This window comes from Streptomyces sp. TLI_053 (genome assembly GCF_900105395.1).
In the GTDB taxonomy this organism is placed as follows: domain Bacteria; phylum Actinomycetota; class Actinomycetes; order Streptomycetales; family Streptomycetaceae; genus Kitasatospora.
The window spans coordinates 2,258,338-2,282,145 of sequence record NZ_LT629775.1 but is presented as its reverse complement, the minus strand read 5'-3'; the positions used below and the strand labels follow the sequence as shown (position 1 = coordinate 2,282,145).

General features: G+C 73.0%; 21 protein-coding genes and 1 pseudogene. 7 read left to right on the top strand and 15 right to left on the bottom strand.

Annotated elements, in window-relative coordinates; genetic code table 11:
• The first annotated feature begins 61 nt into the window (after positions 1-61).
• The 4 genes from BLU95_RS08955 to BLU95_RS08940 all read left to right on the top strand — a co-directional run bounded on the left by BLU95_RS08955 (position 62) and on the right by BLU95_RS08940 (position 4,865).
• Positions 62-799 (top strand): hypothetical protein, encoded by a 738-nt coding sequence (locus BLU95_RS08955; protein ID WP_093859525.1) that lies wholly within the window; start codon positions 62-64, stop codon positions 797-799.
• Positions 800-1,064: 265 nt separating this feature from the next.
• Positions 1,065-3,188, top strand: a complete 2,124-nt coding sequence (locus tag BLU95_RS08950) for a hypothetical protein (protein ID WP_093859524.1) — start codon at positions 1,065-1,067, stop codon at positions 3,186-3,188.
• A 5-nt stretch (positions 3,189-3,193) separates the two neighbouring features.
• Positions 3,194-3,664 (top strand): hypothetical protein, encoded by a 471-nt coding sequence (locus BLU95_RS08945; RefSeq protein WP_093859523.1) that lies wholly within the window; start codon positions 3,194-3,196, stop codon positions 3,662-3,664.
• A gap of 31 nt (positions 3,665-3,695) precedes the next feature.
• Positions 3,696-4,865, top strand: a complete 1,170-nt coding sequence (locus BLU95_RS08940; RefSeq protein WP_231978430.1) for a DUF6183 family protein — start codon at positions 3,696-3,698, stop codon at positions 4,863-4,865.
• Positions 4,866-4,925: 60 nt separating this feature from the next.
• Here the strand turns inward: BLU95_RS08940 and BLU95_RS08935 are convergent, their stop codons facing one another.
• The 5 genes from BLU95_RS08935 to BLU95_RS08915 all read right to left on the bottom strand — a co-directional run bounded on the left by BLU95_RS08935 (position 4,926) and on the right by BLU95_RS08915 (position 8,735).
• The gene (locus tag BLU95_RS08935; protein ID WP_093859522.1) at positions 4,926-5,552 is read right to left on the bottom strand and encodes a transcriptional regulator; all 627 of its coding nucleotides are present in this window, start codon (positions 5,550-5,552) and stop codon (positions 4,926-4,928) included.
• 12 nt (positions 5,553-5,564) lie between these two features.
• Positions 5,565-6,557 (bottom strand): phosphotransferase, encoded by a 993-nt coding sequence (locus BLU95_RS08930; protein ID WP_197698735.1) that lies wholly within the window; start codon positions 6,555-6,557, stop codon positions 5,565-5,567.
• A 69-nt stretch (positions 6,558-6,626) separates the two neighbouring features.
• Complete coding sequence (locus BLU95_RS08925) at positions 6,627-7,112, bottom strand: glycine-rich domain-containing protein (protein ID WP_093859521.1); 486 nt, start codon at positions 7,110-7,112, stop codon at positions 6,627-6,629.
• Between the two features lie 121 nt (positions 7,113-7,233).
• The gene (locus tag BLU95_RS08920) at positions 7,234-8,076 is read right to left on the bottom strand and encodes a helix-turn-helix domain-containing protein (protein WP_093859520.1); all 843 of its coding nucleotides are present in this window, start codon (positions 8,074-8,076) and stop codon (positions 7,234-7,236) included.
• Positions 8,073-8,735: a DUF6879 family protein gene (locus tag BLU95_RS08915; protein ID WP_353653547.1), complete on the bottom strand. Its 663-nt coding sequence runs from the start codon at positions 8,733-8,735 to the stop codon at positions 8,073-8,075. Before BLU95_RS08915 ends, BLU95_RS08920 begins: the two co-directional genes overlap by 4 nt.
• Positions 8,736-9,307: 572 nt before the next feature.
• On the opposite strand from BLU95_RS08915, the pseudogene BLU95_RS45005 reads away from it, so the two are divergent.
• A pseudogene (locus tag BLU95_RS45005) lies at positions 9,308-10,179 on the top strand (helix-turn-helix domain-containing protein).
• Complete coding sequence (locus BLU95_RS08905) at positions 10,176-10,358, top strand: DUF397 domain-containing protein (RefSeq protein WP_093859519.1); 183 nt, start codon at positions 10,176-10,178, stop codon at positions 10,356-10,358. Before BLU95_RS45005 ends, BLU95_RS08905 begins: the two are co-directional and overlap by 4 nt.
• Before the next feature lie 51 nt (positions 10,359-10,409).
• On the opposite strand, the gene BLU95_RS08900 is transcribed toward BLU95_RS08905, so the two are convergent.
• From BLU95_RS08900 to BLU95_RS08885, 4 genes are all read right to left on the bottom strand, one after another.
• Positions 10,410-11,783 carry a S53 family peptidase gene (locus BLU95_RS08900; RefSeq protein WP_093859518.1) on the bottom strand — a complete coding sequence of 458 codons (1,374 nt, stop codon included), beginning with the start codon at positions 11,781-11,783 and terminating at the stop codon, positions 10,410-10,412.
• A gap of 202 nt (positions 11,784-11,985) precedes the next feature.
• Complete coding sequence (locus BLU95_RS08895; protein WP_093859517.1) at positions 11,986-12,744, bottom strand: beta-ketoacyl-ACP reductase; 759 nt, start codon at positions 12,742-12,744, stop codon at positions 11,986-11,988.
• Between the two features lie 50 nt (positions 12,745-12,794).
• Positions 12,795-13,982 carry a thiolase family protein gene (locus BLU95_RS08890; protein ID WP_093859516.1) on the bottom strand — a complete coding sequence of 396 codons (1,188 nt, stop codon included), beginning with the start codon at positions 13,980-13,982 and terminating at the stop codon, positions 12,795-12,797.
• 73 nt (positions 13,983-14,055) lie between these two features.
• Entirely contained in the window at positions 14,056-15,207 is a 1,152-nt protein-coding gene (locus tag BLU95_RS08885) for an acyl-CoA dehydrogenase family protein (RefSeq protein ID WP_093859515.1), read from the bottom strand.
• A gap of 272 nt (positions 15,208-15,479) precedes the next feature.
• Between BLU95_RS08885 and BLU95_RS08880 the strand changes: the two genes are divergently transcribed.
• Positions 15,480-16,187: a TetR/AcrR family transcriptional regulator gene (locus BLU95_RS08880; protein ID WP_093859514.1), complete on the top strand. Its 708-nt coding sequence runs from the start codon at positions 15,480-15,482 to the stop codon at positions 16,185-16,187.
• On the opposite strand, the gene BLU95_RS08875 is transcribed toward BLU95_RS08880, so the two are convergent.
• The 6 genes from BLU95_RS08875 to egtA form a co-directional block, all read right to left on the bottom strand.
• Positions 16,130-17,422 (bottom strand): nitric oxide synthase oxygenase, encoded by a 1,293-nt coding sequence (locus tag BLU95_RS08875; protein ID WP_231978428.1) that lies wholly within the window; start codon positions 17,420-17,422, stop codon positions 16,130-16,132. The genes BLU95_RS08880 and BLU95_RS08875 overlap by 58 nt on opposite strands.
• A 122-nt stretch (positions 17,423-17,544) precedes the next feature.
• Entirely contained in the window at positions 17,545-18,999 is a 1,455-nt protein-coding gene (locus BLU95_RS08870) for a sugar porter family MFS transporter (protein ID WP_502689817.1), read from the bottom strand.
• 153 nt (positions 19,000-19,152) lie between these two features.
• Positions 19,153-20,124, bottom strand: coding sequence for an L-histidine N(alpha)-methyltransferase (gene egtD / locus BLU95_RS08865; protein WP_093859512.1), 972 nt, complete (start codon positions 20,122-20,124; stop codon positions 19,153-19,155).
• A 53-nt stretch (positions 20,125-20,177) separates the two neighbouring features.
• Positions 20,178-20,915 (bottom strand): ergothioneine biosynthesis protein EgtC, encoded by a 738-nt coding sequence (egtC, locus tag BLU95_RS08860; protein WP_093859511.1) that lies wholly within the window; start codon positions 20,913-20,915, stop codon positions 20,178-20,180.
• On the bottom strand, positions 20,915-22,366 hold the full coding sequence (gene egtB / locus BLU95_RS08855) for an ergothioneine biosynthesis protein EgtB (protein ID WP_093859510.1): 1,452 nt from the start codon (positions 22,364-22,366) through the stop codon (positions 20,915-20,917). Before egtB ends, egtC begins: the two co-directional genes overlap by 1 nt.
• Entirely contained in the window at positions 22,363-23,661 is a 1,299-nt protein-coding gene (gene egtA / locus BLU95_RS08850) for an ergothioneine biosynthesis glutamate--cysteine ligase EgtA (RefSeq protein WP_353653546.1), read from the bottom strand. The genes egtB and egtA overlap by 4 nt, the downstream gene beginning before the upstream one ends.
• Between the last annotated feature and the right edge of the window lie 147 nt (positions 23,662-23,808).

Here is a 23,808-nt window from a genome sequence, read left to right as displayed (position 1 = left end):
GGCGGGTGGTCGGACCGCAGGGAACGGCCGGCTGTCATACCGGTCTGATGGGATTCCCCCCATGACGGACTGGTCGCAACTCAGCCATGCCTATGGCTCCGCGGAAGACATACCCGCTCTGCTGGACCGGATCGAAGCGGATCCGAGCGACGCGTGCTGGAACGACCTCTGGTCGGCCCTCTGCCATCAGGGCAGTGTCTACTCGGCCAGCTTCGCGGCGCTCCCCCGGCTGACGGCGATCGCCGCCACCGGTGCCGACACGAAGGAGCAGCTGAACGCCCTGCACCTGGCAGCCGGGATCGTGGCGGGGGCGGACCAGCTGAACGAGGTCGGCGACGTCCGTGCGAAGAACGCCCAGGACATCTCCGCCCTGCTGCGGATGGCGAACGAGCACCTGCGGACGGCTCCCGACCGCACCGACTACATCTACCTGCTCGAAGCCGTGCTGGCCTTCGAAGGTGTACCGGTCTGGGGCGAGGAGCTGGCCTGCGGACTCGTGCACGAGGAGTACCAGACCTCCTGTCCTCGGTGCGAGGCGGACCTGTTCATCGCCATGGGTGAATACGGCTACTTCTCCACGAGCGGCGACTACGCCCTGCACGACGACGTCGAGAAGGCCCCTCTGCGGCCCGCGGACCCGGGCGACCTGCACGGCATCGGCCGGCGCCTCCACAGCCTCGCCCTCGGCGACGGTCAGCGCGCCGTCGCCACCGCGCTGACCTACCTCTTCGGGGGCGCGCGCTGCACGGACTGCGGGGCGGACTTCGTGGTGGCCGACCGGATGGGCGATCTCTGCTGACGATCGCTGCTGGCGCTGACACTGCCGCAACAGGGAGCCGGGCGCGGAGCAGGAAGTCGGCCCGGTCGACTTCCTGCTCCGCGCCCGGCTCCGGCGGCTGTCCCGGCCTGCGGTGTCCCGCTGCGGGTCACCGTTCACCCACCCGGCCTGGCTCCGGCGTCACCCGATCTCGTAGGGTGGCGCCCATGGTGTGGTGACAGGCGCCACAGCGGGGTACGAGGCAGCAGAACGCCGCTCAGCGGCGGGGCGGGGCGGTGACCTGGAAATGGCGGAGACTACGGCGGTCCCCGGAGGTTCCGACCCCCTGACGGACGCCGGACCCGGCCCCCAGGACGCCGTACCGCCGAGGTCCGCGCGCAACGCGTACGAGGAGCACCCGCCCGGCCCGGCCGCGCTCTACGAGCCCCCGGCCCCGCAGCCCGCTCCCGCTCCGCAGCCCGCCCCGGGCCCGGTGGCCGGACCGCCCGCGCCGTCCACCGGATGGACCGTCACCGGCATGCCCGCCATGGGCGGCGCGCCCGTCGTCCCGGCCCCGGCCGGCGCGACGCCGCTGCCGTTCGCCGTCCCCGGCGCCACCCCCGCGCACGGCCTTCCCGGCATCGGCGGCGCCCTGGGCAGCGGCCCGCGCGGCCGGATCCTGGTCGTCGAGGGCGGTTACGGCACCTCCGGCCGCCGCACCTGGGGCCGCGGCGGACCCGCCCAGGCGCCGGTGCTGTCCGCGATGCTCGCCGCCGTCTCCCCGCAGGTGCTGCTGGCCGCCGACACGGTCGACGCCGTGCACCTGCCCGGCGCCAGCGACCCGCACACCGTGCTCGCCCACCTGCGGGCCGCCGCCCGCCACCCCGGACCGCTGCTCGTCCACCTCGGCGGCCACCTGCTCGCCGACAAGCGCGGCGGACAGCTCCACCTCACCCTGCGCGACTCCAAGCCCGGCAGCATCCGTCAGGACGGCCTCGCCTGGCAGTCGATCGCCGGCGAGCTGCGGCACCGGCCGGCCGAGTGGCAGACGCTGGTCGTGGCCGACCTGAGCGCCGATCAGAACGCCTGGTCGCTGCTCCAGGGCGACCCGGCGCCGTTCAGCGAGGGGCTGCCGCTGTGGGCGGTGGTCAGCCCCGACCCGGACCAGATCGGCACCTTCACCCGCGCCCTGATCGAGGCCCTGCACGGCGGCCGCCCGGGCGGCGAGGCCGTCCTCGCACCGGAACAGCTGCGTCAGCAGGTCTACTCGGTGCTCCGCCCGGACGTGATCGTGGTCAGCACGCACGCCCCGGACCGCCCGGTCTTCCGCAACACCGCGCGGCGCGGCGAGGGCGCGCCGGCCGACTTCCCCCCGTACGAGGGGCCGAGCCCGGCCGCCGTCCTGCCCCGCCCGGCCGCGCCGGACGAGGTCACCTGGGAGGACCGGCCCTGGGGCGAGTCGCCCCGGGGCGCCGCCGTCCCGCAGGACGCGGTGCCGGCGCCCCGTCCGGCCGTCACCCTGGACAAGCCGGCCGCGGCCGCCTGGGCCACCCCGGCTCCGGCGCCGTCCGCCGACGGCCCCGTGAACCTGCTCAAGCCCGGTGTACCGCCCACCCCGCCGCCCGCGTCCAACCCGGTCGACCTGCGCAAGCAGGGCGCCTGGCAGCCGCCGGTCCCGGAGCCCGAGGCCGTGATCGTGCCCGAGGCCGTGATCGTGCCCGAGCCCGAGCCCGAGCCCGAGGCTGTGATCGTGCCCGAGCCCGAAGCCGTGCCCGAGCCGGTGGCCGTCGAGGAGCCGGAGCCCACCGACGCCGAGCCGGTGGACGCGGAGCCGACGAACGCCGATTCCCCCGCCGAAGCCGCCGAAGCCGCCGAAGCCGCTGAGGCCGCCGAACCCGCCGAGGCCGCAGTGAGCGAGCCCGCCCCCGCCCCGACGGACGCCGCCCCCGCCCCCGCCCCGGACCTCTCCGAGCCCCGCGCCGACTACCGCGAGGTGATCGGCCGGATCGTCCGCAGCGCCGACGCCGGTGACCACGCCGCCGCCACCGACCTGGCCTTCGCCCTCGAACTGGAGGCGATCGCCGAGCACGGCCCGGTCTCCGCAACGGTCCTCCAGGTCCGTCAGGTCCGCGCCCACGTGTCCCGGCTCGCCGGTCGCACGGCCGAGGCGGCCGGCATCTACCGCGAGGTCGCCCTGACCCTGCTCCGCAGCGAGGGCCCCGAGCACCCGGAGACGCAGCACGCGGCGACCAACGCCGAAGCCTGCTGGCGGGCGATCCCGGACCGCACCGAGGCCCTCCGCATCGCCCCGGACATCATCGAACTGCGTGCCCACCTCCCGGGCCCCGGCGGCCGCAAACTCCGTGCCGCCGAACGCCACCTCGCCACCCTCGCCGCGCCCGCCGCCGCCCCTGCCTCCGACCCCGCCTGACCGGGGTGGGCTTCTGGTCGACGTGGCGGGAGAACCGTCGCTCCCTCGACTACTCGCGTCGCTCCGGTGAACGCTGGCCGAAGGCGGACGTCCCGGAGTTCGTCGCGGCCGTCGAGGCGTCGGGCCTCTTCGAGTCGGTGGAGGCGGCCCCGGTCGCCCCGGGTTGCGTCGACCTCTACCTGGAGGCGGCCACCGGCCAGTCCTTCGTCGTCATGGTGGCCGACGGCCTCGACTCCTGCCGGGTCATCTGCGACGGGTACGTCTTCGACTGGGTTCCGGCGTGCCTGGTGCTGGAGTTCCTCCGGACCGTCCTGGCCGGCGAGATCGACGTGGCGTTCTCGGCCTCGCGCCGCTGGGTGCGGCTCCGCGTCCCGCTGCCCGGCGAGGGCACCTGGCAGGAGTCCCGCTTCTTCGACGACGACCTCGCCCCCTGGGAGGCCCGGGCGATCTCCAGTGCCCGAACCTCCGCACCCTGACGCACAGAAGCCCTCTATAGGCTCGTCCGCCGTGGACGACAACCTGCCGAAGCTCCTGACGACGCCGATGACCGACCGGAACGCCCGGACGCTGGAGCGGCTGGCCCGCCGTCGTCTCGAGCGCGACGGGGCGGCCTTCGTGGCGGACCTCGGCATCGGGCTGGTGCAGCGGCACCGACCGACGTCGGCCGCGGCCGACGCCCCGGTGGTTTTCGACGAGCTCTTCGGCCGGCTGGTGCGCCTGCTGGCGGTGACACGCGGTCCCGGGCACGTCGACGAGCTGCTGCGGCTGCTCGTGGAGGGCAGGCCGGACGATCCGGAGTTCGACCGCTACGCGGCCTCGCTGCTGGCCTGCTGCCAAGCACCGGCCGACCTCGCCGTGGTGTACGCGGAGGGGGCCGCCGCATCCGAGGAACTCCGCGCCTGCCTGCTCCAGGAGCTGGTGCTCCGGGGAGTCCCGGTGGCGGAGACCCCGGGGATCGCCTCGTGGGCGACCTCCCCGCACTGGCGCGACCACCCGTTGGGCGCGTTGCCGCTGGTAGCGGCGGAGCCTGAGCGGGAGCCCGATCTGCCGGCCTGGTCGGTCGACGGCAGCAGCTGCGGGTTGCCCTACCCGGACCCGGAGGAGCGCCACCCGGCACCCCGGCTCGATGCCGCGCCGGTGGCGGCGGTGGAGACGACGACCGACGCCACGGCCCGAGCGATGGCGTCGGCGGTGGCGAACTGGGCCGACCACCCGGAGGAACCGGAGGGCCGCGTCGAGGCCCGGACGTTCGCTCTCGCGGAGCCGCTGGACGCCGAGGCTGTGCCCGCCGTTCTCGTCAGGCTCGGCCTGGACTGCCTGAGCGAGCTGGGCGAGCTCCCGAAGCCCGGTGCGAGGACCGCGTTCGGAGTGGTCGCGGTCGAGCCGGCCGAAGTCTGGCAACTGCTGTTCGCCGCGTCCTCGACGGGCGGTGCCTACGACTCGGCCTGCTACGGCGCCTACGGCCGGCTCCACGCCTGGCGCTCCCTCGCCGCCCTCGCCGGAGCCCCGGCGGACGCCCCGCCGAGCGAGGTGGAGGCCAGTGTCCGGGCCTGCAGCTGGTACTGCTTCGGCGCGGACACCCCGTGGTTCCACCGCGTGGTCTGGGACCTGGGCGTCCTGACCGTCTCCCCGGACGGCCGCCACCTGGCGGTGCTCGCCGCCACGACGACGGACTGACCGACTGCCCGGTCGCCGGAGCAGGAAGTCGGCCGATCCGACTTCGCTGCCGGGTGTCGGCTACCGGCTGCTGTCTGCGTCGAGTCCGGCGATGACTTTGACGTCCGCCTCGGACATGTCCAGAACCTTGGCGACCTCCTCGGCAAGCAGGGGCTCCGGGTTGAGAACCCCGCGACGAAGCATGTGGATGGTGGACATCGACCGTGCGGTCCCCCTTGCCATGGTCCGCACCGGAATCCCGCGCAGGTCCATCAGCCCGGCGAGCACCCTGGCGAACGGATGCGGTTCCAACTGCCCCGCCGGGGCGGTGGCAGGGCCGAGCGCCACGTCGCCGATCTTGGCCTGGAAGCGGACGAGGCAGTTACCCGCAAACCCGACCTTGGCGACGAGAGGCAGACTCTCGCCACCGCTGGAACCGGCAGTGCCCGGAACCGACACCTCGGTGAACCTGTACGGGAGGCCACGGTGATCACTGGCGATCTCCAAGGGACGACCCGGCTCGACGTCGGTGACCCGCCAATCGCGGTTCCACCAGGGAAGCTCCTGCAGCACCTCGGTGAAGAACGGCGGCAGCACAGTGAGATCCACCGGGTCCGGAGGCCACTTCCCGTCGCGGTGGATGGTCTCAGGCCAGTACGTCAGTGCCGCGATCACGTCCGCTGTCAGTGTGCGGTTGCCAATCTCCATCTCCGGACTCTCTCACTCGTCGGCACCTGAGCGGCCGGGTGCGGGGCGTGGGAAGTCGGATCCGTCGACTTCCCACGCCGACGTCGTGGTGCGGTGAGCGCGGTGCTCAGTGGTGGGCCAGGGTTGCCTGAACCGGTGGCGGAGCCACGAGAGGCCGTGGGCGCTGAGCGCGTCCCAGCGCGGACCGGCCGCCTCCGCGGCGCGGAGGGTCCACAGGCCGGTGAGGGTCGCTGCGAAGGCCGTGACGGACCGGGCGGGCGCGGCGTGCCACAGGGGGACGTTCTCGGCCCAGCGCTCTGCCTGCGCCGGGGTGTGTCCGGCCTCGATCAGTCTGACGATCATGTAAGCCGTGTCGGCCCATGCGGCGCCGGGCCCAGGGAAGGCCCAGTCGACGACCCGGACGGCCGCACCGTTCACCAGGAGATTGGAACCGGTCAGGTCGGTGTGGACCAGCGTCCTGCCGTCGATGAGATCGGGTGCGTCGTGTTCGGCCCGGGTCAGTGTGTCCAGCCGTGCCAGCGTCCATGGGGCGAGCCGGTCCCGGTGACGGCTGCCGAGGTTGTGCCAGAAGTCCTGCCCCGACCATCGGTCGGCCAGGCTGAGGGCACGTAGCGGTGGCGCCGGGGTGAGTGCGCCGGCGAGCGTCTCCAACGTCCGTGCGACCAAGGGGAGATCGGCGGATCCCGGCGACAGGTCCGCGTGTCGGCCGGCAGCCTGCTCGAACCCCAGGGCGAGCCACCCGTCGGCCTCGACCTTCCAGAGCAGGCGGGGAGCGATGTCCGGTGGGAGAGCGGTGTTCACGACGGACTCCAGGCGGTGCATCCACGCGTTCGGGTTGTCTTCCCGGACGGCCTTGCAGAACACGGACCCTGCGGACGTCTCCAATGTGGCGGCGAAGTCGGAGGCTGTTCCCGCCGTTGCGGGGACAACGCCGGTCACCGCGCCGGTCCGGGCCTCGATTCCGACGCGCAGGGCGTCCGGCAGGTGCTTCCAGATGTCGGCCATGGGACTTTCCTCGGTTCGGGCCCGCCCGGCCCTGCGACCGCAGGGCCGGCCGGGCGATCTGCTCGGGTGCTAGCTGCTGTGGCAACCACGGTGACACTGGGCGCAGTTGCCGCTGCCACTGGTGTCGCTTCCGTCACCGCCGCTGCCTTCGGAACAATCGGCGGACATGCCCCACAGCTCGGAGTCCACGGCGTATCCGCTCGCCTCCACGACGGCCACCGTGGCGGCGAGCCCGACACTTTCGGCGGACTTGCCCGGGCCGTCGCTCGGGACATGGTGGAGGAACCCGCCGGACAGCGAGCGGCAGAACTCGGCGTAGTCGGTGGTGTGGAGGATGAACGCGTGCCATCCGATGTCCACCAGGCTCGACGGGGAGAGCCCGGCGCCGGGGTTGACCGCGCAGGCTCCGAGGAATGCGAGGGCCTGGTCGACGATGCGCTCGGCGAGCGAGAGGTCCATCCCCTCGTCCCTGGCGATCCGGGTGGCCATCCGTTCGAACAGGGCCGGGTCGACCAGGGACCGGCCCCTGATCTGCTCCGTGCTGGTCGACAGCATCTCGACTCTCCTGACTCCGAGGTACGAGCTCTCGGCCAGGACGCTAGGCGTACGGGGACCGTTGGAAGGCGTGTGATTCTCGAATATTCCAGGGCCCGCAGGTCGTATCGGTGAGGATTCCTCAGACGCCTCCGAGGGCCCTGCGGCACCGCCTGAGAACCCTGTGGGCCTCCGAGCCGAAGGCGGCCGCGTCGGCCAGCGTGTCCCAGACGCGCGTGTACAGGGCCACGTTCTCCGGCTGCTCCAGCCATAGTTCCGCGTGCCAGTCCTCGACGATGACAAGCCGTTCGTCATAGATCCAGAATCCGTTGGCGGGCGGCAGGGCGAGCTGGGCCTCGAACGGTACGATCCCCAGGGTGACGGTGTCGAGGCCGATCACACCGCTGAGCCGGTCGAGCTGGGCGGCCATGACAGTCGGCGGGCAGAGCCGGGCACGCAGAGCGGCCTCCCCCATGACGATGCGGTACTGCCTGCCCGGCCGATAGAGGCTCTCCTGCCGTCGGATCCGGGCCCGCACTGCCTCCTCGACATCGCGCGGCGACCGGTGGAGGTCGACGTACGCGTTGAACACGTGCCGGGCGTAGTCGGCCGTCTGGAGCATGCCGACGATCATCGAGCCCTCCCAGGCGCGCATGACGGTCGACTGCTCGTACTCGATCGTCAGCGTGTCCTGCACTGGCCGGTGTCCAGCCGCGAGTTGTCGTCGCCATGAGCGGTACTGCGACTCGAACGCCTTCAGCCTGGCCGTCAGTTCGGACGCCGCACCGGGCTGACCGACACCGGTCGCCCATGCCTTGAGGTCGTCAGGGGTGGCGGTTTGCCGACCGGTCTCCAGTTTGCTGACCTTGGACTGTGTCCAGCCCAGCCGCTCGGCGAGTTGTCGTCCAGTGAGGCCGCCCTCGGTGCGCAGCTCGCGGAGCCGCAGGCCGAGGGCGATTCTTGCTTGTTGGAAATCGGTGCTCACCCGTCGGACGGTACCTCGGCGGTGAACGCGTGGTGCGGTGTGGCGAAGTGCTGGGCGGCATCACGGACCTGGCAGGCGCGGGCGACCTGGACCGGGTCGGTGATCAGCTCCACGCCGGTCAGGTCGTCGTCGGGGTCGAAGTGCAGAAGGGCGACCACGCGCGAGTCGAACAGCCAGGCGTCTTCCTGCGGAAGGCCGAGGCGATCGGCGTCGGCGCGCCAGAGGTAACGGATGTCCTCGCCGACGGCGCAGTTCCGCGCGGCGTTGTCGAGCAGGTACCGCTGCCCCGGCGTGGGCGGGTTGTCCATGATCCTCACCCGCTCGAACCGCTTGCCCAGAGCCACCTGCTCGCGGCGCGAACGGCACCACGGGTCCTCCAGGTCCCATCCGGCCGCCTGGTCGGCCGTGAACCGGCGGTATGTCTCGGTCTGCTCGTCGGACCGGTACCGGCGGCGGGTCTCCAGGCGGAAGGCCGTGTGCTCGAAGTTCTCGAACATGCCGTCGAACTCCTCGAAGTCGATCAGCACGGGCTCCCGGTCCACGTCACGTGGAGAGAAGTCCGAGAGCAGTACGCGGGGCACGACGACGAACCCTTCGCCGGGCTTGATGTTGCGGAGTTGAGCCACCTCGTCGGGATCGGTGACGGCGTCGCCCTGCACCACTACCTCTCCTCTCGACGTCCTCGTAGAGCGTCGGGCATCCGTTGTTCCCCGAGTTGCTACCGATGTACCGCAGTCGTCGACTCACAGGTGCTCCCCTCATGGTCGGTCAGGCGGATTCAGGATGACGTGGGATCGGGCGGGCCTGGGTGCTGATTCTCGAATATTCCCCTGATGTCGAGGAAGGGGAGTCGCGACGGTGCGGGTCGATGCGGAGCAGGGTGGTGCGCGCCCGGCGTGCGGTGGTGGGCGGGAGGTGCGGGGCGGGTCTGTGCCTCGTTGTGCGCCTGCGGACGGTCGGGGCGGTGCCGCGTCGACGCCGGTCGTCGGTACGGACCGATGGGCTTTTGCGCCAAGGGAGTTGATCGATGGGAAGCGCTGATGATGGGCACTCGGCTCGGCATCCGGTGGCGAGCCGGGGGTGGGTGTCGGCCGTGGGGGAGTCGAGAAAGAGTTCGGACTTTCGTGAGGAGCGGACCTCCTCGCGCCTACGTTGACGGTGCGTCGGCCGGGCACGGTGCGTGCCCGGCCAGGTGCGGACAGCGATGTGGTGGTGACCAGGGGAGGCCGGTATGGCTGAGGTTCGGGGTGGCGGCGAGAGCGGTGACGCGAGGCCGCAGTTGGACGAGGACCTGTCGGAGGTCTCGGACTTCCTGCACGCGATCGGCCAGCAGATCAAGCTCCTGCGGGAGCAGGCGGGGCTGACGCAGAAGCAGTTCGCGAAGGAGGTCGGCTACACCGAGAGCCTGATCGGCGCGGTGGAGCAGGGGAAGCGGACGCCGCAGCGGGAGCTGCTGGAGTCGTCGGAGCGGGTGTTGGACGCGAGAGGGCTGTTGATCGCGGCCGCGGACGACATCGAGAAGGCGAAGGCGAAGGCGCGAGTGCGGCATCCGGAGTGGTTCCGGAACTATGCCGGACTGGAGGCAGAGGCTGTTGAACTCCACGACTGGAGTTCCTACCTGGCGCCGGGGCTGCTCCAGACGGAGGACTACGCTCGGGCGCTCTTCCGGATGCGACAGCCGGTGCTGGCGGAGGAGACGGTCGAGATCCGGGTGGCGGCCCGGATGGCGCGACAGGAGATCCTGGCCCGGTGGCCTCGCGCGGTCTTCAGCTGGGTGGTCGACGAGGGAGTGCTGCAGGCGGGCCGGAGATTCACCGAGGGCAGCTCGAAAGGTTTCTGGAGATCGGCAACACCCGGGGGATGACGCTTCAGATCATGCCGATGGATCGCGCCGAGAACGCGAGCGTTGAAGGTTCGTTCAAGCTGATCACTCCCAAGGGGCGTCCGCAGACCGGCTATATCGAGGCGCAGTCGAGCGCTAGGCTCGTCACGGATGCGGAGCAGGTCCGTCTCCTGAATGCGCGATACGGCACTCTCAGGGCACAGGCGCACTCTCCGCACGATTCCCTGTCCTTGATCGAGAAGATGCTGGGAGAGCGATGAGCGGCGATCTGGTGTGGTTCAAGAGCAGTCACAGCGGCAACGAGGGCGGCGACTGCGTCGAGGTTGCCGAAACGGCTGAGTCGGTGCTCGTTCGCGATTCGAAGGACAAGTCCGGCCCTCGGCTCGCCTTTTCCTCCGCGGCCTGGCGCTCCTTCGTCGAGTTCGCGCGGTCGGTCTGACATGACGGTGAGGCCGCCCGCCTTCCGGCGGACGGCCGCACCTCCGCGGTCCTACCGCCCCGCGAGGGCGTGGACGAAGCGGCCGGCGTCGATGGTGCCGAGGCCGCTGGCGAGGTCGTAGCCCTTGGCGGCCTGGTAGCCGGTCACGGTGTCCCAGGAGTTGTCGCCGGTGGTCACGTCGCTGATGCCGCTCCACTGGTTCGGGAGCAGGTTGAGGCCGTACATGCGCCAGTTCAGCTGGCCGAGGCGGTGCCCGGCGAGCTGGTCGGCGAGGGCGACGACGCCGGAGAAGATCGGCGCGGCCTCACTGGTGCCGCCGGTGAGGTGCCAGCCGGCCCGGGTGGGGTCGTAGGACTCGTAGGTCCAGGCGCCGCCGTCGACGGCCGCGCTCATGCTGATGTCCGGGGTGCCGCGGTGGTTGCCGGTGACCCTGGCGACGCCGGTCTGGTACAGCGGCCGGTCGAAGATGCCGGAGACGCCGCCGCCGCCCGCGCCGTACGCGTCGTGCCAGACCTTGTCCGGCGCGGTGCGCTTGCCCGCGTCGTCCAGGGTCATCTGGGTGCCGCCGATGGAGGTGACCAGCGGGTCCGAGGACGGCCAGGAGTTGACCTTGTACGGGTACAGGTCCGAGCCGTTCTCCTTGGCGTCGGTGGCCCCGTTGTCGCCCGAGGAGGCGAGCACCGTGACGTCGTGCGCGGCGGCCTCCTTGAAGGCGTAGCGCAGATCGGTGAGCGACTTGAAGTCGCCCTTGTCGTAGCCGGGGAAGGTGTTCTCGGTGGCGCCGAAGCTCTGCGAGATGACGTCGGCGCGGCCGGAGCGGATGAGCGCCTGCTCGGCGTCCATCATCTCGGGCAGGCCGACGGTGCCCTCGGTCTCGGCGACGCCGGTCTCGACCAGGATGATGTGGGCGTCCGGGGCGACGGCGTGCGCGTACTCGACGTCGAGGGTGGACTCGCCGGCCCAGCCGGTGTGGTCGGGGTTGGTCGGGTCGAAGGGCGGGACGTTGCCCCACTTCATGATCTCGACCTGGGTGTCCGGGATGCCCCACTGCTTGTCGAAGACCTCCAGGTCGTGCTGGATGGTCGGCGAACCGAAGGAGTCGACGATGACGATGGTGCGGCCCTTGCCGGTGACGCCCTCCTTGTAGAGGGAGTTCAGGTTGTAGGCCTCGCGGTACTGGAGCGGGGAGTAGCAGTGGATGCCGAGCTGGCTGACACAGTCCGAGGTGGACAGCGGCGCGGTGCGGCCGAGGGCGTTGACGTGGCCGGCCGAGGCGGGCCGGACGTGGACGCCGGCGGCGGTCGGTGCGCCCGCCGTGGTGGCGCCGGCGACGACGGAGCCGGTGGAGACGGTGCCGGCCGTGAGGGCGGTGGCCCCGACGGCGAGCAGAGCCAGGGCGCGGCGGAGGGTGCGGGGGCTGCCCATGGGACTCCTTGGGACGTGGGCCCGACCGGGGTCGGTCGGGTCGGTTGGGCCATCCCATCGACTGCCGCATGATCATGCCATAGTCATTTCATACTGTCGGCATGGTCGTCTTCGGCCACGGGAAAAGGTCAAGACCGTCCCAGGTGAAGGTAACCCAGCACCAGGGACGGTCTTCTGATGATCCGTCAGACGACCTTCCGTGTCAGCGCGCCCCGCCGTTGACGTACAGCGTCTGGCCGCTGACGTAGGAAGCCTCCTCGCTCGCCAGGAAGGCGACCACCGAGGCGACCTCCTCCGGCTGCCCGACCCGCCGCAGCGGCGTGCGGGCGGACACCTCGGCCTGGTGGTCCTCGGCGGTGGAACCGACCCGCTCGGCGGTCGCGGCGGTCATCGGGGTGGCGATGTAGCCGGGGGCGACGGCGTTCACATTGATGTTGAACGGACCCAGCTCGATCGCGAGCGTCGCGGTCAGGCCCTGGATGCCGGCCTTGGCGGCGGCGTAGTTGGCCTGGCCCCGGTTGCCCAGCGCGGAGCGCGAGCTGAGCGAGACGATCTTGCCCCACTTCTGCGCGACCATGTACTTCTGCGCCACGTGGCTGCAGTTGTAGGCGCTGGTCAGGTTGACCGTCAGTACGGCGTCCCAGTCGGCCTTGGGCATCTTGAAGAACAGGTTGTCCCGGGTGATGCCGGCGTTGTTGACCAGGATGTGCAGACCGCCGAGGTCCTCGGCGATCCGGGCGAACACCGCCTCCACGGCGTCGTAGTCGGCCACGTCGCAGCCGTACGCCCGCGCCGTGCCGCCCTTGGCGGTGATCGCCTCGGCGGTGCCGGTCGCCCGTTCGGCCGAGAGGTCGACGACGGCCACCGTCGCGCCCTCCTCGGCCAGCAGGCGCGCCGTCGCGGCGCCGATGCCCTGCGCGCCGCCGGTGACGACGGCGACCTTGCCTGCGAAACGCGTCATGGTGCTGCTCCTCGGAAAGTCGGGAGTGGAGAGGGAGAGGAAGGAAGCCGTCAGGCGGACTCGACCAGCACCGCGGTGCCCTGGCCGACGCCCACGCACATCGTGGCCAGGCCGCGGCGGCCGCCGGTACGGCGCATCCGGTGCAGCAGGGTGGTGAGGATCCGGGCGCCGGAGCCGCCGAGCGGGTGGCCGAGCGCGATCGCGCCGCCGGTCGGGTTGACCAGCTCGGGGTCGATGCCCAGCTGGTCGACGGAGGCCAGCACCTGTGCCGCGAACGCCTCGTTCAGCTCGGCCTCCGCGAGGTCCGCCAGCGACCAGCCGGCCCGGGCGAGCACCTTGCGGGTGGCCGGGACCGGGCCGATGCCCATCACGTCCGGGTGCACGCCCGCCGAGGCGCCGGCCACGTACCGGCCGAGCGGCTCCAGTCCGAGGTCGCCGAGCGCCTCCTCGCTGACCAGGACCAGCCCGGCGGCGCCGTCGTTCATCGGTGAGGCGTTGCCCGCCGTCACCGTGCCGTCGGGGCGGAAGGCGGGCTTGAGCCGGGCGAGCTTCTCCAGGCTGGTGTCCTCGCGGATCGACTCGTCCTGGTCGACGGTCACCCCGTCGGCCCGCTCGACCGGGACCAGCTCGGCGTCGAACCGGCCGTCCTTGCGCGCGGCGGCGGCCAGCTGGTGGCTGCGCAGCGCGAAGGCGTCCTGCCGCTCCCGGGTGATGCCGTACCGGCCGGCCACCTCCTCGGCGGTCTCGCCCATCGAGAGCACGCCGTGCAGTTCGGCCATCCGCGGGTTGGTGAGCCGCCAGCCGAGCCGGGTGTCGAAGGTCTCGATCCGGTGCGGCAGCGCCTCGTCTGGGCGGGGCAGGACGAACGGGGCACGGGTCATCGACTCGCAGCCGCCGGCCAGCACCACGTCCGCCTCGCCGGAGCCGATCGCCCGGGCGGCCATGGTGACGGCCTCCAGGCCGGAGGCGCAGAGCCGGTTCACGGTGGCGCCGGGCACGCTGTCGGGCAGCCCGGCGAGCAGGACGGCCATCCGGGCCGCGTTGCGGTTGTCCTCGCCGGCCTGGTTGGCGGCGCCCCAGTAGACGTCGTCGATCCGGGCCGGGTCGAGGGCGGGCAGGTCGGCGAGCAGGGCGCGCAGCACGGTGGCCGAGAGGTCGTCGGGGCGGACGTGGGCGAGCGCTCCGCGCAGCCGGCCGATGGGTGTGCGGCGGGCGGCGGCGAAGTAGACGGGACGCACGGCGTCGGATCTCCTTCTGGGAGAGGGGTGAGGGTGGTGGGGTGCCGGCCGGGAGGGGTGCCCCGGTGGCGGGTCAGAAGGCGTTGACGCCGGTGAGCGCGCGCCCGATGAGCAACTGGTGGATCTGGCTGGTGCCCTCGTAGAGGGTCATCACCCGCGCGTCGCGCAGGTACTTGCCGACGGGGTACTCGTCGATGAAGCCGTAGCCGCCGAACACCTGGAGCGCGTTGTTGGCGGCCCGCACCGCCGCCTCGCTCGCGAAGAGCTTGGCGACGGAGGACTCGGTGGCGAACGGCAGGCCGCGGTCGATGTGGTCGGCGACCTTCCAGGTGAGCAGCCGGGCGGCCTCGACGTCCACGGCGATCCCGGCGAGCAGTTGCTGCACCAGCTGGTGCGAGGCGATCGGCGCGCCGAACTGCTCGCGCTCGCCGGCGTACCGGACGGCGGCGTCCAGGCAGGCCCGGGCGATGCCGACGCAGCCGGCGGCGACGGACATCCGGCCCTTGGCGAGGGCGGCCATCGCGACGGTGAAGCCCTTGCCGACCTCGCCGAGCCGGGCGCTGTCGGGCACCCGGACGCCGTCGAAGGAGAGTGCGGCGGTGGCCTGGCCGCGCAGGCCGAGCTTGCCGTGGATCTCGGTGCGCTCGAAGCCGGGCAGTCCGGTGGGGACGAGGAAGGCGGTGATGCCGCGGTGGCCGGGTTCGCCGGTGCGGGCGAAGACCAGGGCGACGTCGGCCCAGGTGCCGTTGGTGATGAAGGTCTTGGTGCCGCTCAGCAGCCAGTGGCCGTCGCCGTCGCAGACGGCCCGGGTGGTGAGGTTGGCGGCGTCGGAGCCGGTGCCGGGTTCGGTGAGGGCGAAGCAGCCGAGCGCCTCGCCGGAGGTGAGCCGGGGCAGCCAGTGCCGCTTCTGCTCCTCGGTGCCGAAGGCGTTGACCGACTTGGCGACCAGACCGAGCGAGACGGAGACGATGCCGCGCACGGCGGAGTCGCCGCGGCCCAGCTCCTCCAGGACGAGGCAGTAGGCGAGGTGGTCGCCGCCGCTGCCGCCGTACTCCTCGGGGAGGGTCAGCCCGAGGAAGCCGAGCTTGCCGAGGCGGCCGACGATCGTGCGGTCCACCGATTCGGCGCGGTCCCAGGCGGCGGCGTGCGGGGCGATCTCGCGGTCCGTGAAGGAGGCCGCGAGGTCGCGGACGGCGGCCTGTTCCTCGGAGAGCTCAAGATCCATGGCGAGCGACCCATCCGGTTAAACTAGCGCTGCAAGTTTTACCGGGACTGTAGCCCCGGGCCGGGCCTCCTGGGAAGGGGGACCTGCCAGAATCGGGCCCGTCCCGCACCGAGCCCACCCGACCGGACGCACCGGCCGGACGGCTGGACCGCACACCCGCCCTCACCGCCCGCACCACCCTCACACCCGCACCGCCCGCCCGCCCGCCCGCACCGCCCGCCCGCACCGCCCGCCCGCCCGCACCCGACCCGTCCACCGGAGGAGCCGCGCCGATGCCCCGCCCGCGCACCCCCCTGCTCAACCGCGAGCGCATCGTCGCCGCCGCGCTGCGGCTGGTCGACGAGGAGGGCCTGGCCGCGCTCTCCACCCGCCGCCTGGCCGGCGAGCTCTCGGTGAGCGGGCCGTCCCTCTACAACCACTTCGCCACCAAGGACGAACTGCTGGACGCGGTGGTGGACGGGGTGATCGGGGAAGTCGACCTGTCGATGTTCGGCGCCGGTGCGCCCTGGCCGGAGGCGCTGCGGGACTGGGCCCGCTCCTACCGGGCCGCGCTCGCCGCCCACCCCAACATCGTCCCGGTGCTGGCCCAGGGCCCCGGGCGCCGGCCGAACGCGCTGCGGCTGGCCGACGCCGTGTTCGGCTGCCTGGTCGAGGCCGGCTGGCCGCGCGGGCAGGCGACCAGGATCGGCGCGCTGATGCGCTACTTCGTCACCGGCTCGGCGCTGGCCTCCTTCGCGGCCGGCTTCCCGGAGGACGCCGGGCTGTACGACGCGGCCGACTACCCCCACCTCGGCGAGGCGCACCGGTTGGCCGAGCACCGGGCGGCCGTGGACGAGGGCGCCTTCGAGACCGGGCTGGAGGCGCTGCTCGACGGGCTGGCGCTGCGCTTCGAACGGCTGACGCAGGACCTCGGACCGGGCCCTCACCAGGGCTCGCGCGCCACGAACGCCGGTCGCAGCTCGGGGTCCACCGGGTCGTAGTACCGGTGGTAGACGGGCGTCAGCCCGCCGGAGACCGGCGGCACGATCCAGCTCCAGTCCGCGGGCGTCGGCCGGCCGAGCCGCTTCTCCTGCGCGATGTGCTTGAGGAACCGCTCCGACTCGGTGTGGTGGTCGGCCATGGTCACCCCGGCCTCCTGGAACGAGTGCAGCACCGCGACGTTCAGCTCCACCAGCGCGCGGTCCCGCCAGAGGGTGCGCTCGTGGGAGGTGTCCAGGCCGAGCCGTTCGGCGACGGTGGCCAGCATCGCGTAGCGGTCGGCGTCGGCCAGGTTCCGGGCACCGATCTCGGTGCCCATGTACCAGCCGTTGAACGGCGCGGTCGGGTAGCGGACCCCGCCGATCTCCAGCGTCATGTCACTGATCGCCGGCACCGCGTACCAGCGCAGGCCGAGCTCGGCGAACCACGGGTGCTCCGGGTGCGAGAGCCGGACCTCCAGGGTGGTGTCCTCCGGCAGTTCGTACCACTCGGGCCGCTCGCCGGGCCGCTCCTGGACCAGCAGCGGCAGCACCTCGAACGGCTCCTCGCCGCACTTCCAGCCGAGGTCGCGGGCCCGGGCGGCGAGCTGCGCGCCGGCCGGGTCGCCGGTCCAGCCGCCGTCCGGGGCGGGGTGCCCGGCGTAGCGGATCAGCTGCTGGTTGACGATCCGGGCGGCCGGACGGCCCGGCCGGTCGGGGGCGAACACCGAGACCACGGGGCGGATCCGGCCCTCGTTGGTGGCCGTGCGCAGGTGCTCGAAGCACTCGGCGGCGATGTCGTCGGCGGATGAGAGGTGGCGCAGGTCGCGCACCACCAGGCTGCGCCAGTACAGCCGGCCGATGCAGCGGGCGGCGTTGCGCCAGGCGAGCCGGGCGCCGTGGGCGAGTTCGGCGGGGGTGTGCTCGTAGGTGCCGGTGCGGTCGATCTCGTCGAGCACGGCGCGGACCCGGGCCGCGGCGTCGCCGGCGGCGGGTTGCTCGCGGTGGAACTGCCGGACGAAGTCGGCCGCCTGCCGGGGGTCGGTGAAGTGGTCGTCGGCGGCCGTGTCCGGGGGAGCGGCGGCCGGGCCCGGGGGTTCCTCCGGCACCAGGTGGCCGTGGACGTGGCCGTGCGAGTACGGGCAGGCGCCGACGGGTGCGGCGCCGGCGCGGCGCGGGCCGCGGTCGGTCCGGTCGGCGCGGTCCGTTCGGTCGCCGCGGGTGCTGCGGGTGCGTAGCCGGTCGAAGATCAAGGACATCCCTCCTGCCGGACAGGAAACCGGAGGTGCCCGGCCCGCCGCAGAGAGTGAACGATTCGGCCCCCGACCCCGGCGCTCTCGCGCTAGGGTGCGGGGGCCGAGGGGCACCTCGAACAGGGGCCTCAGCCCATGTCCTCCAGGCGGACGCCCTTGGTCTCCTTCATGAACCTCGCCACGAAGACGATCGACAGCGCCGCGAACACCGCGTACGCGAGGTAGGTCGCCGACAGGCTCCAGCGCGAGAGCGCCGGGAACGAGACGGTGATCGCCCAGTTGGCGATCCACTGCGCGGAGGCGGCCACCGAGAGCGCGGCGGCGCGGATCCGGTTGGGGAACATCTCGCCGAGCATCACCCAGACCACCACGCCCCAGGACAGCGCGAAGAACAGCACGAAGGCGTTGGCGGCGATCAGCGCCACGGTGCCCTGGAGGTCGGGCAGGGTGACGTCGTCCCCGCTGCCGGTGGCGGAGGAGAACGCCCAGGCGCAGGCGCCCAGGGCGACGGCCATGCCGGCCGAGCCGATCAGGGCGAGCGGCTTGCGGCCGATCCGGTCGACCAGCAGGATCGCGATCACGGTGCCGAGGATGTTGATGACCGAGCCGATGAAGCTGATCAGCAGCGAGTTGGACTGGTCGATGCCGACGGACTGCCAGAGGATCGACGAGTAGTAGAAGATCACGTTGATGCCGACGAGCTGCTGGAACACCGACAGGCCGATGCCGACCCAGACGATCGGCAGCAGGCCGAAGCGGCCGCCGAGCAGGTCGCGGAAGCGCGGCCGGTGGTCCGAGTCGATCAGGCCGCGGATCTCGGCGATCCGGGCCTCGGTGTCGGAGTCCCGGCCCTCGATGTCGGCGAGCACGGCGCGGGCCTCGTCGAGGCGGTCGGCGGCGATCAGGAAGCGCGGCGACTCGGGGATGGTCGAGGCCAGCGCGAAGTAGACGGCGGCCGGCACGACGCAGATGCCGAGCATCCACTGCCACGCCTCCAGGCCGAGCAGCTCGCCGCGGGTGTCGCCGCCGGCGGCGTCCGCCAGCAGCCAGTTGACCAGCTGCGAGATCGCGATCCCGAGCACGATCGCGGCCTGCTGGAAGGAGGCGAGCCGGCCCCGGTACTTGGTCGGCGCGACCTCGGCGATGTAGGTCGGGGCGATCACCGAGGCGATGCCGATGGCCGCTCCGCCGAGGACCCGCCAGAAGGCGAGGTCCCAGGCGGAGAACGGCAGCATCGAGCCGATCGCGCTGACCGCGAACAGCAGCGCCCCGGCCTTCATCACGGTGATCCGGCCGTAGCGGTCGGCGAACCGGCCGGCCAGGGCGGCGCCGACGGCCGAGCCCAGCAGCGCCGAGGAGACGATCAGGCCGGTCACGCCGTCGCCGACGCCGAACTTCTCCTGGATGCCGGAGACCGCGCCGTTGATCACGGAGCTGTCGTAGCCGAACAGGAAGCCGCCGAGGGCCGCGGCGGCGGTGATGAAGACGACGAAGCCGAGCCGGCCGGACGGTGCCGGCGCGGGCTCCGCCCCCGAGGCCCCCGAGGGCCCCGAGGGCTCCACGGACTGCTGGGTGACGCTCACGATCTTGACTCCTGGTACTCAACGCTGAGCTTGGTAGCCGAGATCGTAACCCCTCAATGTTCAAGTGTTGTACGTGGGATGCCGCCCAAGTCCCTTCAATGATTCGTAAGGTGAAAAATCAAATACCGGATCCGTCCGTCGTCCGGAACCCGCTCAGGCCGGGTGGGCCAGCGACAGGCCGAACCGGCCCCGCTCGTCCGTCCACCAGGCCGAGAGCCGCAGCCCGGCCGCCGCCAGCTCCTCGGCCACCCGCTCCCGGCGGAACTTCGCCGACACCTCGGTGCGCAGTTCCTCGCCCTCCTCGAAGTGCACCGGCAGGTCCAGCGCCGGGATCTTCACGGTCTGGTCGGCGAGCGAGCGCAGCCGCATCTCGATCCACTCCCGCTCCGGGTCCCAGAGCGCCACGTGCGCGAAGGAGTCCGGCTCGAAGTCGGCGGACAGCTCGCGGTTCAGCACGTTGAGCACGTTCCGGTTGAACTCCGCGGTCACCCCGGCCGCGTCGTCGTAGGCGGCGACCAGCACCGCCGGGTCCTTGACCAGGTCGGTGCCGAGCAGCAGGAAGTCACCGGGGTCGAGCGCCTCCCGCAGCCCGCGCAGGAAGGCGGCCCGCTCGGGCGGCAGCAGGTTGCCGAGGGTGCCGCCGAGGAAGGCGACCAGCCGGGGGCCGCCGGCCGGCGGCAGGTCGAGCCGGGCGGTGAAGTCGGCCAGTACGCCGTGCACCGCGAGACCCGGGTACTCCTCGGCGAGGGCCTCCCCGGCCGAGGTCAGCGCGCTCTCGCTGACGTCCACCGGCACGTACGTCCCCAGTGTGCCGAGGTCGCGCAGCGCGTCCAGGAGCAGCCGGGTCTTCTCGGAGGAGCCCGAGCCGAGCTCGACCAGGGTGCGGGCCCGGGTGGCGGCGGCGATCTCGCCGGCCCGGGCGGTGAGGATGGCCCGCTCGGCGCGGGTCGGGTAGTACTCGGGCAGCCGGGTGATCTCCTCGAACAGCTCGCTGCCGCGCGCGTCGTAGAACCACTTGGGCGGCAGCGTCTTGGGCTCGGCGGTCAGGCCGGACTGGACGTCGTGCCGCAGCGCCGTGCTGAAGTGGTCGGCGGGCAGCAGCCGGGTGAGATCAAAGGTGCTCATGACAGGCGGATCCTCTGTTCAGGAAGTGAAGATGTTGACCGGAGGCGTGGCGCTCAGAGCGGCTTGATGGTCACCCCGTCCGGCCCGGCCAGCAGCAGCGACCGGTCCGGCACGGTGGCCCAGTCGGGGTGGTCGTCGGAGGGCTCGGAGGCCACCAGCACCCCGAGGCCGGGCACGGTCCGGTGGTGCAGGGTGTCGCCCCAGGCGGTGGCGGCGATCTCCCGGCCGTCGGTGAGCAGCAGGTTCATCCGGCCGGTGGTGTGCGCGGCCGCGTCCGCGACCGTGCCGGCCAGCGCTTCGCCGAGTCCGGCGCCGGCGCGCAGCCGGTGCACGGCGAGCGCCCACAGCAGGGCCGAGTCGGTGCGGGCCACCAGGCTGAGCAGTTCGGCCGGCGGCAGCAGCGCGGCCAGCGCGCCGGTCCCCTCCGGCCAGTCGGCCAGCGCCCCGTTGTGGCTGAACAGCCAGCGCCCGGCGGCGAACGGCGCGGCCGCCTCCTCGCCGGCCGCGCAGCCCTCGGTGGCCGAGCGGACCGCCGCCAGCAGTGCCCGGGTGCGCAGGACCCGGGCGAGGTCGCCGAAGGAGGTGTCGGCCCAGATCGGCCCGGCCCGCCGGTAGCGGGCGGGCACCTCGTCGCCGTCCGCGTACCAGCCGAGGCCGAAGCCGTCCACGTTGACGGTGCCGTACTGCTGGAGGCGCGGGGCCCAGGACTGCCGGTGGAGGCCGAACGGCGGCTCCACCAGCAGGGCCCGGGGCGACACCGGCTCGCCGACGTAGGCGAGGTGGCGGCACATCAGCCGGCCTCCCGGGCGGGGGAGGTGGCGGGGCCGTCCGCCGTGTCCGTGACGTCGGCGGCGGTGCGGAACCCGGCGAAGATCTGCCGCCGGACCGGGTAGTCCCAGTTGCGGAAGGTGCCCCGGCAGGCGACCGGCGCCACCGCGAAGCAGCCGCCGCGCAGCACCTTGTACTCGGGACCGAAGAACACCTCCGAGTACTCCCGGTACGGCCAGGCCCGGAAGCCCGGGTACGGCCGGAAGTCGCTGGCTGTCCACTCCCACACGTCGCCCATCAACTGCCGTGCCCCGTAAGGAGACTGGCCCTCGGGGTAGCTGCCGGCCGGGGCCGGGCGCAGATGCCGCTGGCCCAGGTTGGCGTGCTCGGGGCCGGGGGTGCCGTCGCCCCACGGGTAGCGGCGCGAGCGGCCGGTGGCCGGGTCGTGCCGGGCGGCCTTCTCCCACTCCGCCTCGGTCGGCAGCCGGCGTCCGGCCCACCGGGCGTAGGCGTCCGCCTCGTACCAGCTGACGTGCAGCACCGGTTCGTCCAGCGGGACGGGTTCCAGCACCCCGAACCGTCGGCGTTGCCACTGGCCGTCCTCGCGGCGCCAGAACAGCGGCGCGGTCAGGTCGGCGCTCCGCCGGTGCGCCCAGCCCTCGGGGGTCCACCAGTGCGGCTCGTCGTAGCCGCCGTCCTCGACGAACCGCAGGTAGGCGCCGTTGGTGACCGGGGTGGTGTCCAGCCGGTAGGCGGGCAGGTCGACGCGGTGTGCCGGGCGTTCGTTGTCCAGTGCCCAGGGCTCGGTGTCGGTGCCCATGGTGAACGGGCCGGCCGGGACGAGCACCTCGGCGGGCAGCGCGGCCGCGTCGGCGGGGGCGGGCGGGGGCGGGGGAGCGGCCAGCGCGGGTTCGCCCTTGCGCAGCTGATGGGTGATCAGCATCGTTTCGTCGTGCTGCTGCTCGTGCTGGGCGATCATGCCGAAGGCGAACCCGGCGTCGAGCAGCGGCGCGCCCTCCAGGGGGCTGGCGGCGAGCAGGTCGAGCACCCGGCCGCGCACCTCGCCGGCGTAGGCGCGGGCCTCCCCGGGCGGCAGCAGCGGCAGCGTGGGGCGCTCCGAGCGGGGGTGCTCGAAGGCGTCGTAGAGCGGGTCGATCTCGGGGTGCATCGGGTCGCGGCCGCCGATGTTGCGCAGCAGCCAGAGCTCCTCCTGGTTGCCGATGTGGGCGAGGTCCCAGACCAGCGGCGACATCAGCGGGGAGTGCTGGGCGGTGAGGTCGTGGTCCTCGACGCAGTCGGTGAGCGCGGCGGTGCGGGCGCGGGCGGCCAGCAGTTCGGCGGCGATGGTCTCGCGCAGCGCCTCGGGTGACAGCGCCTCGGGTGACGGGGCTTCCGGCGCAGGGGTCCCCGGCGGGCGTGCCCCGGGCGGGCGGGTCTCCCGGGCACCGCGGTCGGCGCGGGTGTCGTCGATCATGGTGTGGCCTCCTCGGGCGGAGTGCGTCGGGTGCCGGAGCGCAGGGCGTCCAACTGGTCGTCGGCCGGGCAGCGGCCGCGCGCGGGGTAGCGCTCGGCGAACGCGGCGACGGTGGCGCGCAGCCGTTCGGCGCCGGGCAGGCGGCCCAGCGCGGCGTCGGCGGCGGCGAAGCAGGTGAGGGCGGCGCGGCGCAGCTCGGGGTCGGCCGTCGCCAGGGCGGCGGCGCGGCGCCAGACGTCGCTGCGCGGCGCGCGCGGACCGGCGGCGCCCGGTGGCGGCTCCAGCGGCTCCAGGGCGGCGAGCGCGGTGTCCGCGGCGACCGGGTCGTCCAGCAGTGCGGTGACCAGGGCGGCGGGGACGATCCAGCCATCCCCGGGCTGGGCGTCGATCATCCGCAGTTCCAGGTGGCCGCGCGGGCGGACCGGTGGGAACAGCGTGGTGCGGTGGTAGTCGAGGTCGGCCAGGGTGGGCGGCCGTTCGCCGCCGCCGCGCAGCCAGTCGAGGAAGGTCAGTCCGCTGGGCGCGGTCCACGGCAGGCCGTCGCGGCGGCGCACGCAGAGCACCTGGGCGTCCAGCACGTACCGGGTCCAGGCCTCGCGCGGGTCGCCGTGGTCGGGCGCGGGGGCCAGGGTGCGGGAGGGGTCCATCCGGGACCAGACGGTCTGCCGGGTGGACCGGTGCCCGGTGGGGCGGCCGTCCAGCAGCGGCGAGTTGGCGAAGGCGGCGACCAGCACCGGGCCGAGCCGGTGGGCGAGGTGCCAGCGGCGGTCCAGCGCCTGCGGGCCGCTCTCCGCCCCGGCGTCCAGGCAGACCTGGAGCGAGGCGGTGCCGGTCATCATGATCCGGCCCCAGGGCCCGGCCGAGTCGAAGTGGTGCTCCATCGCGAGGTAGCGCGGGTGGTCCAGCACCATCCGGCGGGGGCGGGCCAGCGGGTCGGTGCCGGTGCCGGTGAGGCGCAGGCCCTGGGCGGCGAAGGCGTTCCGCAGGGCGGCGAGGTCGCGCCGGGTGTCGGCGACGCAGCCGGTGAGGCTGTCGGCGGGCGGGGAGCTGAGCTCTACCTGACCGCCGGGTTCGAGGGTGAGGCGGGCGCCTGAGGGGAGCCACGTCCCGTCGGGGCCGCCGAGCGGCAGTGCGTCCAGTGCGCTGTGCAGTCGTTCCGGGGGGACCGGTTCGTCGGGACATCGGTCGTCGTGGACGAACCACTCGAGCTCGACGCCGACCAGCCTGGGCGGGCCGATCTTGAAGCAGACGCCCGTCATGTGGCTGCGGGCGGCCGACTCGGTGAGCGGGGTCACCGAGTCGGCGGGAGGTCCAGCGCTCTGCCGGTCGGGCGGAGCGGACGGTCGGAGGGGTATCACCGGACTCACCATCCTCGGGGCACGGGTGCGGCCCGGACTACCCTGCCCAGTCTGCTACGGACCATGCGGGGGCGCCGCGCAAAC